12 protein-coding genes are annotated in these 14403 nt (G+C 73.4%); 9 read left to right on the top strand and 3 right to left on the bottom strand.

The window, feature by feature from the left end; translation table 11 throughout:
• The first annotated feature begins 193 nt into the window (after positions 1-193).
• The 6 genes from ACFYW3_RS17345 (at position 194) to ACFYW3_RS17320 (ending at position 8503) form a co-directional block, all read left to right on the top strand.
• Positions 194-1051 (top strand): RNA methyltransferase, encoded by an 858-nt coding sequence (locus tag ACFYW3_RS17345; RefSeq protein ID WP_329446480.1) that lies wholly within the window; start codon positions 194-196, stop codon positions 1049-1051.
• A gap of 56 nt (positions 1052-1107) precedes the next feature.
• Positions 1108-2325, top strand: coding sequence for an ATP-binding protein (locus tag ACFYW3_RS17340; RefSeq protein ID WP_351762660.1), 1218 nt, complete (start codon positions 1108-1110; stop codon positions 2323-2325).
• Positions 2326-2489: 164 nt separating this feature from the next.
• The gene (gene pheS, locus ACFYW3_RS17335; protein WP_053681918.1) at positions 2490-3617 is read left to right on the top strand and encodes a phenylalanine--tRNA ligase subunit alpha; all 1128 of its coding nucleotides are present in this window, start codon (positions 2490-2492) and stop codon (positions 3615-3617) included.
• Positions 3617-6145 (top strand): phenylalanine--tRNA ligase subunit beta, encoded by a 2529-nt coding sequence (pheT, locus tag ACFYW3_RS17330; RefSeq protein WP_351762663.1) that lies wholly within the window; start codon positions 3617-3619, stop codon positions 6143-6145. The genes pheS and pheT overlap by 1 nt, the downstream gene beginning before the upstream one ends.
• Before the next feature lie 437 nt (positions 6146-6582).
• Entirely contained in the window at positions 6583-7920 is a 1338-nt protein-coding gene (locus tag ACFYW3_RS17325; RefSeq protein WP_351763234.1) for a transcriptional regulator, read from the top strand.
• Positions 7921-7981: 61 nt separating this feature from the next.
• On the top strand, positions 7982-8503 hold the full coding sequence (locus tag ACFYW3_RS17320) for an NUDIX hydrolase (protein ID WP_384615821.1): 522 nt from the start codon (positions 7982-7984) through the stop codon (positions 8501-8503).
• A gap of 29 nt (positions 8504-8532) precedes the next feature.
• Here the strand turns inward: ACFYW3_RS17320 and ACFYW3_RS17315 are convergent, their stop codons facing one another.
• A complete protein-coding gene (locus ACFYW3_RS17315) occupies positions 8533-9435 on the bottom strand; it encodes a 3-hydroxybutyryl-CoA dehydrogenase (protein ID WP_266972306.1) in 903 nt (300 codons plus the stop codon).
• Between the two features lie 154 nt (positions 9436-9589).
• Between ACFYW3_RS17315 and ACFYW3_RS17310 the strand changes: the two genes are divergently transcribed.
• On the top strand, positions 9590-10849 hold the full coding sequence (locus tag ACFYW3_RS17310; RefSeq protein ID WP_389386676.1) for a glycoside hydrolase family 10 protein: 1260 nt from the start codon (positions 9590-9592) through the stop codon (positions 10847-10849).
• Between the two features lie 91 nt (positions 10850-10940).
• Here ACFYW3_RS17310 and ACFYW3_RS17305 read toward each other — a convergent pair whose 3' ends face one another.
• Together ACFYW3_RS17305 and ACFYW3_RS17300 are read right to left on the bottom strand one after the other, a co-directional pair.
• Positions 10941-11138 (bottom strand): DUF1918 domain-containing protein, encoded by a 198-nt coding sequence (locus ACFYW3_RS17305; protein WP_053681924.1) that lies wholly within the window; start codon positions 11136-11138, stop codon positions 10941-10943.
• 59 nt (positions 11139-11197) lie between these two features.
• Entirely contained in the window at positions 11198-12103 is a 906-nt protein-coding gene (locus tag ACFYW3_RS17300) for a DMT family transporter (RefSeq protein ID WP_351375457.1), read from the bottom strand.
• Here ACFYW3_RS17300 and ACFYW3_RS17295 point away from each other — a divergent pair.
• Together ACFYW3_RS17295 and ACFYW3_RS17290 are read left to right on the top strand one after the other, a co-directional pair.
• Positions 12102-13535, top strand: coding sequence for a PLP-dependent aminotransferase family protein (locus tag ACFYW3_RS17295; protein ID WP_389386675.1), 1434 nt, complete (start codon positions 12102-12104; stop codon positions 13533-13535). The genes ACFYW3_RS17300 and ACFYW3_RS17295 overlap by 2 nt on opposite strands.
• Positions 13536-13588: 53 nt before the next feature.
• Positions 13589-14341: an N-acetyltransferase gene (locus ACFYW3_RS17290; protein ID WP_389386674.1), complete on the top strand. Its 753-nt coding sequence runs from the start codon at positions 13589-13591 to the stop codon at positions 14339-14341.
• The last annotated feature ends 62 nt before the right edge of the window (positions 14342-14403 follow it).

Below are 14403 nucleotides of genomic sequence, written 5' to 3'. Positions count from 1 at the left end.
GCCGGCCGCATCACGCGACCGGCACCCACGGACCCGCAGGCTTCACGCCTGCGGGTCCGTGTGCTTTCGCCCCGCACCGCCGGGGCGGGACCTCGCACCCCGCCACCACGTTGGCTCCCGCGACCGCAGGGCTCCGTCCGTCGGCGAACCCCGCGGAGCCACGCCCCGGACCCCGAGAGAGAACCGCAGACACATGGGCACCCCCGAGCTGATCTCCCCCCGATCCACCCGGGTGGCCGCCGCCAGGCGCCTGGCGCGGCGCAACTTCCGCACCAAGGAGCGCCGGTTCATCGCCGAGGGCCCGCAGGCGGTCCGCGAGGCCGTCGAGCACCGCGGCCCCGAAGGCGCGTCGACCCTGATCGAGCTGTTCGCCACCGTCGAGGCGGCCGAACGCTACGCCGACATCGTCGAGGCCGCGCTGCTGGCCGGTGCGCGCGTGCACTACGCCGACGACGAGGTGCTCGCGGAGGTCTCGCAGACCGTCACCCCCCAGGGCCTGGTCGGCGTCTGCCACTTCCTGGACTCGCCCTTCGAGGACATCCTCAAGGCCGGCCCGAAGCTCGTCGCCGTCCTCGCCCACGTCCGCGACCCGGGGAACGCGGGCACCGTGCTGCGCTGCGCGGACGCCGCCGGAGCCGACGCCGTGGTGCTGACCGACGCCTCCGTGGACCTGTACAACCCGAAGTCCGTACGGGCCTCGGTCGGCTCCCTCTTCCACCTCCCGGTCGCGGTCGGCGTGCCGGTGGAGCAGGCCGTCGAAGGGCTGCGGGCCGCGGGCGTGCGGATCCTCGCGGCCGACGGCGCCGGCGAGGACGACCTGGACGCCGAACTCGACGCCGGCACCATGGGCGGCCCCTCGGCCTGGGTGTTCGGCAACGAGGCCTGGGGCCTGCCGGAGGAGACCAGGGCCCTGGCGGACGCCGTCGTACGGGTCCCGATCCACGGCAAGGCCGAGAGCCTGAACCTCGCCACGGCCGCCGCCGTGTGCCTCTACGCCTCCGCGCGTGCACAGCGGGCGCCCGGAGGGTGCCGCTCCGTGACCCCCAGCTAGTAATGTGGCGGCCCGGGGGGCCCACCGCGCTACTCGGAGATGTGGGGTACGGGGACATGAGCGTCGGTACGAACAGCACGCCGGCGGCCGCCGAGGCGGCCGGACCGCCGCCCCCGGCCGTCCCCGCCCGGGCCGCCCGGGGCGTGCCCACGCAGGTCACGCCCGCCCGCGCCGCCGACCGGCAACCACCCGCGTCGGAGTTCGCCGGTCTCGGGATCGACCCCGACGACCTGCCCGACGGCCTGGTCGTCGCCGACCACACGGGCCGCGTCGTCTGCTTCAACTCCGCCGCCGCCCGCATCACCGCCCTCCCGGCGGGCGAGGCGATCGGGGCGCGGATCGACCGCGCGCTGCCGCTGGAAGACCTCGAAGGCCGCCGCTGGTGGGCGCTGACCGACCCGTACGGGGGCCTGGCCACCCGGCGCGGCCAGCCCGAACGGAACCTGCTCCTCCCCGGCGGGCGGGAGGTCCTGGTCTCCGCGCGCTACGTGCGCACCCACCCCAAGGGCCCGCTGGCCCGCCTGGTGGTCACCCTGCGGGGAACCGAGGCCAGGCGGCGCACCGAGCGCAGCCACGCCGAACTGATCGCGACCGTCGCGCACGAGCTCAGGTCGCCGCTCACCTCCGTGAAGGGGTTCACGGCGACCCTGCTCGCCAAGTGGGAGCGGTTCACCGACGACCAGAAGCGGCTGATGCTGGAGACCGTCGACGCCGACGCGAACCGCGTCACCCGCCTCATCGCCGAACTCCTCGACATCTCCCGGATCGACTCCGGGAGGCTGGAGGTCCGCCGGCAGCCCGTGGACATCGCCACCGCCGTGGGCCGGCACGTCCAGGCGCTCACCGCGAACGGCCAGGCCCCCGAGCGGTTCTTCGTACGCGTCAGCCGTCCCCTGCCCGATCTCTGGGCAGACCCGGACAAGATCGACCAGATCCTCGGCAACCTCCTCGAAAATGCGGTGCGCCACGGCGAGGGAACCGTCACCATCGACGTGTCGCCGACCACCTTCGCGAACGCCGCGGGGAAGACCGAGAAGGGAACCGCCGTCACCGTGACCGACGAAGGCCCCGGGATCCCCGAAGAGTCGATGGGACGCGTCTTCACCCGCTTCTGGCGCGGCAGCAAGCGCGGCGGCACCGGGCTGGGCCTGTACATCGTCAAGGGCATCGTGGAGGCCCACGGCGGGACCATCACGGTCGGCCGCGGTCCCGACGGCGGCGCCGAGTTCCGATTTATCCTGCCCGTCGCCGCCCCGGCCTATCTCACGCAGTAACCCTGCGGAGGGTCTCGCCGGGCGGCCCACGGGCTCCTTCACCCCCGGCGACCTTTAGACTCGACCTTTGGCACCTTTGTGTCCTTGTGCAGCAACGGGTCGGTCGAGACTTCGAGCGGGTCGCGCGGGGATCCACCAGCCAGCCATCGGAAGTACGGGAAGAGATGTCGGCACCGAACAAGTCGTACGACCCTGTCGAGGTCGAGGCACTGAAACCGGAAGAGATCGAGCGCATGCGGGACGAGGCGCTCGCCGCCTTCGCGTCCGCCGGCGACCTCGACGAACTTCGCGAGGCGAAGACCGCGCACATGGGCGACCGCTCGCCCCTGGCGCTCGCCAACCGCGAGATCGGCGCCCTGCCGCCCCAGGCCAAGGCCGAGGCGGGCAAGCGCGTCGGGCAGGCCCGCGGCGCCGTGAACAAGGCCTTCGGGGCCCGCACGGTCGCGCTGGAGGCCGAGCGCGACGAGCGGGTGCTGGTCGAGGAGGCCGTGGACGTCACGCTGCCCCACGACCGGATCCCGGCCGGCGCCCGGCACCCCCTGACCACGCTGATGGACCGCATCGCGGACATCTTCACGGCCATGGGGTACGAGGTCGCGGAAGGGCCCGAGGTCGAGGCGGAGTGGTTCAACTTCGACGCCCTCAACTTCACCCCCGACCACCCCGCGCGCCAGATGCAGGACACCTTCTTCGTCCAGGGGCCCGAGGGCACCGAGGGCGACGAGTCCGGTGTCGTGCTGCGCACCCACACCTCCCCGGTGCAGGCGCGCTCGCTGCTGGAACGCAAGCCCCCCGTCTACATCGTCTGCCCGGGCCGGGTGTACCGCACCGACGAGCTCGACGCGACGCACACGCCCGTCTTCCACCAGGTCGAGCTGCTCGCCGTGGACGAGGGCCTGACCATGGCGGACCTCAAGGGCACCATGGACCACATGGTCCAGGAGCTGTTCGGCGAGGGCACCACCACGCGCCTGCGCCCGCACTTCTTCCCGTTCACCGAGCCGTCCGCCGAGATGGACATGCAGTGCTACGTGTGTCGCGGCGCGTCGGTGGGCAACCCCGACCGCCCGTGCCGCACCTGCTCCAGCGAGGGCTGGATCGAGCTCGGCGGCTGCGGCATGGTCAACCCCAAGGTGCTCGTCGCCTGTGGTGTGGACCCGGAGAAGTACAGCGGCTTCGCCTTCGGATTCGGCATCGAGCGGATGCTGATGTTCCGTCACAACGTGGAAGACATGCGAGACATGGTCGAGGGTGACGTCCGTTTCACCCGGCCGTTCGGGAGTGAGATCTGATGCGCGTCCCGCTTTCCTGGCTGCGGGAGTACGTAGACCTCCCCGCAGGTGAGACCGGCCGCGACGTGGCCGCCAAGCTCGTCGACGCCGGCCTCGAGGTCGAGACCGTCGAGCAGCTCGGCGCCGGGCTCAAGGGCCCCCTCGTCGTCGGTCAGGTCCTGACCATCGAGGAGCTGGAGGGCTTCCGCAAGCCCATCCGCTTCTGCACGGTCGACGTCGGTCAGGCCAACGGCACCGGCGAGCCGCAGGAGATCGTCTGCGGCGCCCGGAACTTCGCCGTCGGCGACAAGGTCGTCGTGGTCCTGCCCGGCGCGGTGCTGCCCGGCGACTTCGCGATCGCCTCGCGCAAGACGTACGGCAAGACCTCGCACGGCATGATCTGCTCCGGCGACGAGCTGGGCATGGGCGACGACGGCACGCACGGCATCATCGTGCTGCCGCACGAGCACGAGGTCGGCACCGACGCGATCGAGCTGCTCCAGCTCGTCGACGAGGTCCTCGACATCGACATCACCCCGGACCGCGGCTACTGCATGTCGATGCGCGGTGTGGCCCGCGAGGCCGCCACCGCCTACGGCCTGCCGCTGCGCGACCCGGCGCTGCTCGACGTGCCCGCGCCGAACTCGTACGGCTACCTCGTCAAGATCGACGACCCGGCCGGCTGTGACCGCTTCACCGCGCGCACCGTGACCGGTCTCGACCCCGAGGCGCGCTCCCCGATCTGGCTCAGCCGCCGCCTGCAGAAGGCCGGCATGCGCCCGATCTCGCTCGCCGTCGACATCACCAACTACGTGATGCTCGAACTCGGTCAGCCGCTGCACGCCTACGACCGCTCGCGCATCGACGGCGCCATCGGCGTCCGCCGTGCCGAACAGGGCGAGGAGTTCACCACTCTCGACGGGGTCAAGCGCACGCTCGACGCCGAGGACCTGGTGATCACCGACAACAGCGGCCCGATCGGGCTCGCGGGCGTCATGGGCGGCGCCAACACCGAGATCGCCGACTCCGTCACCGACCCCGAGACCGGCCGGGTCACGGGCACCACCGACGTGGTCATCGAGGCGGCGCACTTCGACGCCGTGTCGATCTCGCGCACCGCACGCCGCCTCAAGCTGTCCTCCGAGGCCTCCAAGCGCTTCGAGCGCGGGGTGGACCCGCAGGCCGCCGCCGCGGCCGCGCAGCGCACCGTGGACCTGCTCGTGCTGGTCGCCGGCGGCACCGCCGAGGCCGGGGTCACCGAGCTCGTCGCCCCGGGGGCCCCGCGCACCATCGCCATGCGCGCCGACCACCCGGACCGGGTCGCGGGCATGGACTACGGTCGCGAGACCGTCGTCCGCCGCCTCCAGGAGATCGGCTGCGACGTCTACGGGCAGGACGAGCTCGTCGTCACCGTCCCGTCGTGGCGCCCCGACCTCGCCGAGCCCAACGACCTCGCCGAAGAGGTCATCCGGCTGGAGGGCTACGGCAACCTGCCGTCGACCCTGCCGCAGGTGCCCTCCGGTCGCGGTCTGACCGCCCGGCAGCGGCTGCACCGCCGGGTGGGCCGCGCGCTGGCCGGCGCGGGCTACGTCGAGGCGCTCAGCTACCCGTTCCTGGGCGAGGGCGTCTTCGACCAGCTCCAGCTGGCCGCGGACGACGCAGCCCGCCGGGTCGTCAAGCTCGTCAACCCGATCTCCGACGAGGAGCCGGCGCTGCGCACCACGCTGCTGCCGGGGCTGCTCGGCGCGCTGCGGCGCAACGACAGCCGGGGCAGCCACGACCTGGCGCTCTTCGAGACCGGTTCGGTCTTCCTCGCCGGCCCGCAGCCGGGTGTCGCCGTACGACTGCCCGTCGACCGGCGTCCCACGGACGAGGAGATCGCCACCCTCGACGCGGCCCTTCCGGCGCAGCCGCGGTACGCCGCGGTCGTGCTGGCCGGAGCGCGCGAGCAGGCCGGCTGGTGGGGCAAGGGCTACCCGGCCGGCTGGGCCGACGCGGTCCAGGCGGCGCGCTCGCTGGCCGTCGAGGCCGGTGCCGAACTCACCGTGCGCCAGGGCCGGTACGGCCCCTGGCACCCGGGCCGGTGCGCCGAACTGCTCGTCACCCTCGACGGGGTGGAGACGGTCATCGGCCACGCCGGTGAGCTGCACCCGCGCGTGGTCAAGGCGATGGGCCTGCCGGCCCGCACCAGCGCCATGGAACTCGACCTGGACCGCCTCGCGGCGGCCGGCGGCGAGGCCCTGCGCGCGCCCCGGATCTCCTCCTTCCCGGTGGCGACCCAGGACGTGGCGCTGATCGTCGACACCGCGGTACCCGCCGCGGCGGTCGAGGACGCGCTGCGCGGCGGCGCGGGCGAACTGCTGGAGTCCCTGCGGCTGTTCGACGTGTTCACCGGTGAGCAGGTGGGCGAGGGCAAGAAGTCCCTCGCGTACGCGCTGCGCTTCCGGGCGACCGACCGCACGCTGACGGCCGAGGAGTCCACGGCCGCGCGCGACGCGGCGGTGGCCCTGGCCGGCGAGCGGACGGGCGCGGTGCTGCGGGGCGCGTGACCGCACCGCCGACACAGGCCTGCCGAGGGGCGCGTCCGGATCACCGGACGCGCCCCTCGGTCGTTCGGTACGGGGGTGGACGCGGTGTGGGGTGCGCCGGCCGCGCGCACCGGGCCCGGTGGATGGGCCCGGTGCGCGTTCGGCCCGGTTCCGGCCGGTCCCCGGCGACCAACCGGGCGCCGGCGGAACCGTGGCGCACCGCCCGTCCTGCCGTGGAGTGTCGGGCAGACAACAGGACGGGCGGCGCGGTGCCGGGTCGTCGCACTGTACGAGGGGGAGCCGACGACCCGAGCGGCCTCTTCACGAGGCCCTTAAGTGAAGCGCTCCGGGACGGCTTCGCGGCAGGGTGCGTATCGCATTTATGCGCGTACTCGTTTCACACCCCGTGTGAACCTCGCACCCATTAGCCTGATGCGGACGAGCCCTTGGAGGGCCCCATGCAGCCCAATGCCCTGCTCGATGCCCTCCTCGCAGAGGCGGGCATGTCCCATGCCGGACTCGCCGCGCACGTCAACCAGGCGGGCCGCGGCCTCGGACTCGCCCTGCGCTACGAACACACCGCGGTCTCCCGATGGTTGAAGGGGCAGCGACCGCGCGGCCAGGTGCCCGTGCTGATCTGCGAGGTGCTCGGCGGGAGGCTGCGCAGGCCCGTCACGCTCGACGACGCCGGGCTCGGCGCGAGCGGCCGGCCCGCGCCCCACGCGACCCCGCTGAACGGGTTCGTGGACCGGGCCGCCGCCCTGTGGCGCTCCGACGAACAGGGCCGGTCCGCGCTCGGGTCCGACGAGGCGGTCACCGGCACGTCGGCCGTCATGCCGGTCTGGGAGTGGGAGAACCCGCCCGAGGACTGCGACGTGTCCCGGGACGGCCCGCTGCGGATCGGGCCCGAGCACATCGAGGTCCTCAGGGCCGCCCGCGCGCACTACGAGTTGATGTACCGCAGGGCCGGCGGGATGGCCACCCGGGCGCGGATCGTCCGCTTCCTGGGCAACGAGACCGCGCCCATGCTGCGCGGGAGCTACCCCGACGCGCTCGGCCGGCAACTGCACCGGGCCACCGGCTCGTTGGTGGCGGTCGCGGGCATCTGCGCGTACGACTCCGACGCCCACGGAGCGGCCCAGCGGTACTTCCACCAGGCCCTGCGGATGGCGAAGGCCAGCGGGGACCGGGGGCTCGGGGCGTACGTGATCGCGCTGCTCGTCAACCAGTCGCTGTACCTGGGGGACCACCGGCAGGCCGTGGCCTTCGCCGAGGCCGCGCTGCGGGCCGCCGGCCGGCACACGACCCCGGCGCTGGCCGCCGACCTGCACGCGATGCAGGCCAAGGCCTATGCCCGACTCGGCGACGGGGCGGCCGCGTTGGCGTGCATCCGGCAGGCGGAGGCGGACGCGGAGCGGATCCGACCGGGTACCGAGCCGGCGGAGACCGGATACGTGCAGCCCGGGCTGGTCAACGTACAGGTGGCGGAGGCGCTGCTCAGCCTCGGCGACCTGGAGGCGGCCCACACCCAGGCGGAGGCGGCCGTCGGGACGCCCGCGCACGACCGCGGCAGGGTCCACCGGCTGGCGATCCTGTGCGAGGTGCAGTTGCGGCAGGGGGAACCGGACCGGGCGGTGCCGGCCGCGGTGGAGATGGCCGAGCGGGCCCGGGGCATGGAGTCGCGGCGGCTGCGGGATCGGCTGCGGACGGTCAGGGAGAGGTTCCTGACCAGCGGTTGTGCCAGCGCGGAGGAGACCGCCGGGCTCATCGACGGGGCGCTGCGCGTTCCCCTGTAAGGGGTCGAACTGCTGCCATGTTGCCACCGACGATTCGGAAGGTGGCACAACCGTGCAGTGGATGAACCTGAGTGAGCAGACGGTGTACAAGAACCGGTGGTTCGATGTGAACCTCGCGGATGTGGAACTCCCCGACGGCCGGCACCTGGACCACTTCGTGATCCGGCTGCGTCCGGTGGCGGTCGCCACGGCCGTCAACGCGGCCAACGAGGTGCTGCTGCTGTGGCGGCACCGTTTCATCACCGACAGCTGGGGTTGGGAACTGCCCGCCGGCGTGGTCGAGGACGGTGAGGACGTGGCCGTCGCGGCCGCCCGGGAGATGGAGGAGGAGTCGGGCTGGCGGCCCGGCCCGCTCCACCACCTGATGACCGTGGAGCCCTCCAACGGGCTGACCGACGCCCGCCACCACCTCTACTGGGCGGACGGGGCCACGTACATCGGTCACCCCGAGGACGACTTCGAGTCCTCGCGCCGCGAGTGGGTCCCGCTGAAGCTGGTGCCGGACATGATCGCGCGCGGCGAGATCCCGGCCGCCAACATGGCGGCCGGGTTGCTGCTCCTGCACCATCTGCGGCTGGGCTGATCGGTCTCCTTCGGCCCGGCCCCGGACGATCAGGCGTACGGGTAGAAGCCCGAACCCGTCTTGCGGCCGAGACGGCCCGCGTCGACCATGCGCTGGAGCAGCGGGGGAGCGGCGTACAGCGGCTCCTTGAACTCCGCGTACATCGAGTCCGCCACCGAGGCCACCGTGTCCAGGCCGATCAGGTCAGCGAGCTTCAACGGACCCATCGGGTGGGCGCAGCCCAGCTCCATGCCGTTGTCGATGTCCTCGCGGCTCGCGATGCCGGACTCGAACATCCGGATCGCCGACAGCAGGTACGGGATGAGCAGCGCGTTGACCACGAAACCGGATCGGTCCTGGGCGCGGATCGCGTGCTTGCCCAGCACGTCCCGCACCAGGGCCTCGGCCCGCTTGATGGTCTCCTCGCCCGTGGTCAGCGCCGGGATCAGCTCCACGAGCTGCTGCACCGGGGCCGGGTTGAAGAAGTGGATGCCGATGACCTGGTCGGGCCGCGAGGTGGCGACGGCCAGCTTGACCAGCGGGATCGAGGAGGTGTTGGAGGCGAGGATCGCGTCCGGACGGGTGATCACCTGGTCGAGGACCTGGAAGATCTCCGTCTTGACCTGCTCGTTCTCGACGACGGCCTCGATGACGAGGTCGCGGTCGGCGAACTCGCCGAGGTCGGTGGTGAAGGTGAGGCGGGCCAGGGTGGCGTCCCGCTCCTCCTCGCTGATCTTGCCGCGTTCGGCGGCCTTCATCAGGGAGTTGTGCAGCCGGGTGCGCCCGATCTCCAGGGCCTCGCCGGTGGTCTCGGCGACCATCACCTCAAGACCGCTGCGGGCGCACACCTCAGCGATGCCCGCGCCCATCTGGCCACAGCCCACCACGCCGACGCGTGCGATGTCGGTCGGGAGGGTAGAGAGGTCCGTCACATCGTGCCTTTCGCTGCTCATCCATCGCGGGTCCCCCGTACTGGGCAGTGGTAACTGCGTTCCGGCGCCCGCCACGCCCCCCGACGTTACCCCCGACCTTGCCCCGGCCGGCGGGCCGGGGCGGGCATGCTGGGCGCACACAACGCATTGTCACGGAACGGAACGGAGTCGTCACATGGCGTACATCGGGCGGCGGGGACTGCTGGTGGCGGGCGCGGGGCTGCTGGCCTCGGCCACGGGGGCGGGACCCGCCGGCGCGGCGGGCAGGACGCGACCCGAGGAGCGAAGGCCGGTGCCGACGGGGGCGCCGGCCGCCGAGCTCCGGGGGATGTGGATCGCCTCCGTACAGAACGTCGACTGGCCCTCGGAGACGGGGCTGTCCGCCGCCGCGCAGCGCGCGGAACTCCTCGCGCTCCTCGACACCGCCGTCGAGCGCCGGCTGAACGCGGTGGTCCTCCAGGTCCGGCCCACCGCCGACGCGATGTGGCCCTCCGCGCTGGAGCCCTGGTCCCAGTGGCTGACCGGGACCCAGGGGGTCGACCCCGGCTGGGACCCGCTGGGCACGGCGGTCACCGAGGCCCACGCGCGGGGGCTGGAACTGCACGCCTGGTTCAATCCGTACCGGGTGGCCAACCACACCGACCCGACCCGGCTCGCCCCCGCGCACCCGGCGCGCCGCAACCCCGACTGGACGGTTCCGTACGGCGGCAAGCTCTACTACAACCCGGGACTGCCCGAGGTGCGGGCCTTCGTGCAGCGGGCCATGCTCGACGCGGTCGCCCGCTACCCGGTCGACGCCGTGCACTGGGACGACTACTTCTACCCGTACCCCGTGGACGGCGTGGACTTCGACGACGACGAGGCCTACGAGGAGTACGGCGGCTCCTTCGCCTCCCGCGCCGACTGGCGGCGGCACAACACCGACACCCTGGTGAAGGAGATGTCCGAGCAGCTCCGCGGGGTCCGCCCGGGGACGAGGTTCGGGATCAGCCCGTTCGCGGTCTGGCGCAACGAGGAGTCGGATCCGCTCGGCTCCCCGACCCGGGCGGGCATCGGCACTTACGACGACCTGTACGCGGACACCCGCAAGTGGGTCAAGGAACGCTGGATCGACTACATCGCGCCGCAGGTCTACTGGCAGATCGGCCACCCCACCGCCGACTACGCCTCACTCGTGCCGTGGTGGGCGCGCACCGTCGAGGGCACGGGCGTGGACCTGTACGTGGGGGAGGCGCTCTACCGCTGCGACGCCGCGAGCCCCACCGCCGCGTGGCGCGACCCGGGAGAGTTGTCGCGTCACGTGCGCTTCGCCCGGGATCACTCGCAGGTCCGCGGCCACTGCTACTTCTCGGCGAAGCAGGTGGTCGCGGACCCCAACGGGGCGATGGCCAGGGTGGTGGCCGATCACTATCCGACGCGCGTGCCGCCGCGTTGAGCCCCGGCGTCGGCGTCGGCCTCGGTGTCGGCCTCGGTGTCGAGACGGGCGCGCATCGGTCCGTGTGTCGCTCCGTGTGTCGGGTGTGGGTTCAGTGGGTGGGCTCGGGCGGGTGCTTGACGACGCAGTCGGGGCCCGGGGACATCACGGCCTCGTGCCCGTCCTGGAAGCGGACCCGGTAGGGAGGGGTTCCGTTCTCTCCCAGGACCTGGGTGATCTCACCCACCTTGTCGTGCTGGCCCACGATCCTGCCGTGCTGCACCAACTGGTCGCCCTCGGTCGCGCGCATAGCCGGCCTCCCTCACAAGGCGGTCTGATCCGGTGCTAGCAGTTTAGGTCGTTCCAGCACTATTTGACCCGCTGTGTCACCGCGATGCAGACGAGTACCGCACCGGCCGCCACCGGTGCGGCCGGGGACATGTGCTCGCCGAGCAGCGCCACCGACCAGACCAGCGTCAGCAGGGGCTGCGCGAGCTGGAGCTGACTGGCCCGGGCCGCGCCGATCTCCGCCATGCCCCGGTACCAGACGTACAGCCCCAGGAAGGTCGAGCCCGCCGCCACCCAGACCAGCCCGATCACCCCGTGCGCGGTCAGGTGCACGGGCTCGTACGCCAACCCCAGCACCGAACCGGCGAGGCTGAGCGGCAGGCACAGCACCAACGCCCAGCCGATCACCTGCCAGCCCGGCAGCAGGCGGGCGAGCCGCCCGCCCTCGGTGTAACCGGCGGCGCACACGAGCAGCGCCCCGAAGAGGTAGCCGTCGCCGGCCGAGAGGGAGCCGCCGCTCTGGCCCAGGGTGAAGCCGAGCACGATCACCGCCCCCGCGACGGCCGCGGCCCAGAACGGCCTCGACGGGCGGGCCCCCGTGCGCAGCGAGGACACCACGGCGGTGGTCAGCGGGAGCAGGCCGACCACGACGGCGGCGTGCGAGGTGGTGGAGGTCTGGAGCGCGAGGGTGGTGAGCAGGGGGAAGCCGACGACGACCCCCGCGGCGACGACGGCCAGCCCCGCCCAGTGCGCGCGGTCGGGCAGCGGCACCCGGCGGGCCAGCAGGAAGGCGCCCGCGATCGCCGCGGCGAGGACGCTGCGCACGGCGACGAGGGACCAGGGGCCGAAGCTCTCCAGGCCCCAGGCGGTGGCGGGGAAGGTCAGCGAGAAGGCGACGACCCCGAGCCCGGCGAGAGCGGATCCGCTTCTGGCCCCGCGCTGAACCGCTATCGGGATGGGACGAGTAGCGCTATTCTGTGCTGTCATGTACGAGCGTAGCAGTGCGGCGGAGCTGGCCGAATCCCTCAAGTCGGAACTGAACCGCTACTCGGTGGGTGGAAAGCTGCCGTCGAGTCGGGCCCTGGTGGAGCACTACCGGGTCAGTCCGGTCACCGTGTCGCGGGCCCTGGCCCTGCTCGCGGCCGAGGGGCTGGTCGTCACCCGACCCGGCGCCGGGGTGTTCCGGGCCCGACCGCGCTCCGCGGAATCGGCGTCCGGGGACACCTCCTGGCAGGAGGTCACCCTCAGCGGGGAGGGCGCCGGCGACGTGGTCCCGCGCTCCGTGGACGCCTCCGGGGTGCTGGTCTCGCTGGCCGCCCCGCCGTCCGGGGTGATCGAGCTGAACAGCGGATACCTGCACCCCTCGCTCCAGCCCGAGCGGGCCATGGCGGCCGCCCTCGCCCGCGCCGGCCGCCGGCCCGGCGCGTGGAGCAGGCCCCCGGTGGAGGGGCTGCCCGAGCTGCGCGACTGGTTCGCCCGGGAGATCGGCGGCGCGGTGTCGGCTGCCGACGTGCTGGTCACCGCGGGCGGGCAGAGCGCCCTGACGACCGCGCTGCGGGCACTGGCCCCGCCAGGCGCGCCGATCCTCGTGGAGTCGCCCACCTACCCCGGGCTGCTCGCCATCGCCCGCGCCTCCGGCTGTCGCCCCGTGCCGGTCCCCGTGGACGCCGAGGGGGTCCGCCCGGAGCTGCTGGCGGCCGCCTTCGAGGCGACGGGCGCCCGCGTCTTCGTCTGCCAGCCGCTGTTCCAGAACCCGACCGGCTCCGTCCTCGCGACCGCGCGCCGCGCCGAGGTCGTACGGATCGCGCGCGCGGCGGGGGCCTTCGTGGTCGAGGACGACTACGCGCGGAACCTGGCCCACGAGGACGCCGGCCCGCTGCCCGCCACCCTCGCCGCCGACGATGCCGACGGGGTCGTCGTCCACGTCCGCTCGCTCACCAAGGCGACCTCGCCCAGCCTGCGCGTGGGAGCGCTGGCCGCCCGGGGGCCGGTCCTCGACCGGCTGCGCGCCATCCAGGTCGTGGACAGCTTCTTCGTCTCCCGCCCGCTCCAGGAGGCCGCCCTCGAACTGGTCGGCGCGCCCGCCTGGCCCCGGCACCTGCGGGCCGTCGCCGCCGAGCTGCGGCACCGCCGGGACGTCCTCGCGGGCGCCCTGCGCCGGGAACTGCCCGCCCTGACCATCCCCCATCCGCCCGCCGGTGGATACCAGTTGTGGCTCCGGCTCGCGGACGGCGCGGACGAGTCCGCCTTCGTCGCGTCGGCCCTCCGGGCCGGGGTCGCGGTCGCGCCCGGCCGCCCGTACTTCGGCGCGGAACCGCCGGGGCCCTACGTACGGCTCAGCTTCGCCGGCGTCGCCGGCGCGGGCGAGCTGACCGAGGCCGCCCAACGGCTGCGATCCGGCCTCGACCCCCACGCGTGACGCCGCCCCGCAATTCGGTTGAGGGGCGCGCGAGCCACGCCTAGCCTGCGCCCATGACCGGCATCGAGATCACCACCCTGGCCCGCCGTCCCGAACTGGCCGCCCGGCTCTGGGACATGAAGGACCCGTGGCCCCCGTTCGCGGGCCACGACTCGCTGGCCTGGTTGCTGTACCCGCGCATGGTGGCCGAGTTCCCCGACCACGTACTGGTCGGCACGGACGGCGACGCGGTGGTCGCCAGGGCGTTCAGCCTGCCCTTCGCCCTGCGTGCGGAAGGCCGCGGCGCCGGCGGGCTGCCCGCCCGCGGCTGGGACCAGGTCCTGCTGTGGGCCTTCTCCGACCTGCGGCGCGGGGTCGCGCCCGACACGGTCAGCGCCATCGAGATCACCGTCGCCGCCGACCGGCAGGGCGAGGGGCTGTCGGGGCTGATGCTCGCGACCATGCGGGACAACGCCCGCGCCCGCGGCTTCGCCGAGGTCGTGGCCCCCGTACGGCCGAACGGCAAGCACGCCGAGCCGGACACCCCGATGGACGAGTACGCGCACCGCACCCGCGAGGACGGTCTGCCCCACGACCCGTGGCTGCGGGTCCACGTCCGCGCGGGGGCCGTCATCGACTCCGTGGCCCCGCTGTCCATGATGGTCAGCGGGTCCCTGGCCGACTGGCGGGAGTGGACCGGGCTGCCCTTCGACACGACCGGCCCGGTACGGGTGCCGGGCGCGCTCGTCCCCGTCCGGTGCGAGGCGGAGCAGGGGTACGCCGTGTACGTGGAACCGAACGTGTGGGTGCGGCACCCGCTCGGCTGAGGCGAACGGTCGGGACCGGGGCCGGCCGGTCCCGGTCTCGGCGGGCCGGGTCCGGTCTCGGC

Source organism: Streptomyces sp. NPDC002602 (assembly GCF_042889445.1).
Taxonomy (GTDB): Bacteria; Actinomycetota; Actinomycetes; order Streptomycetales; family Streptomycetaceae; genus Streptomyces.
This window is presented reverse-complemented; position numbering and strand designations above follow the sequence as displayed.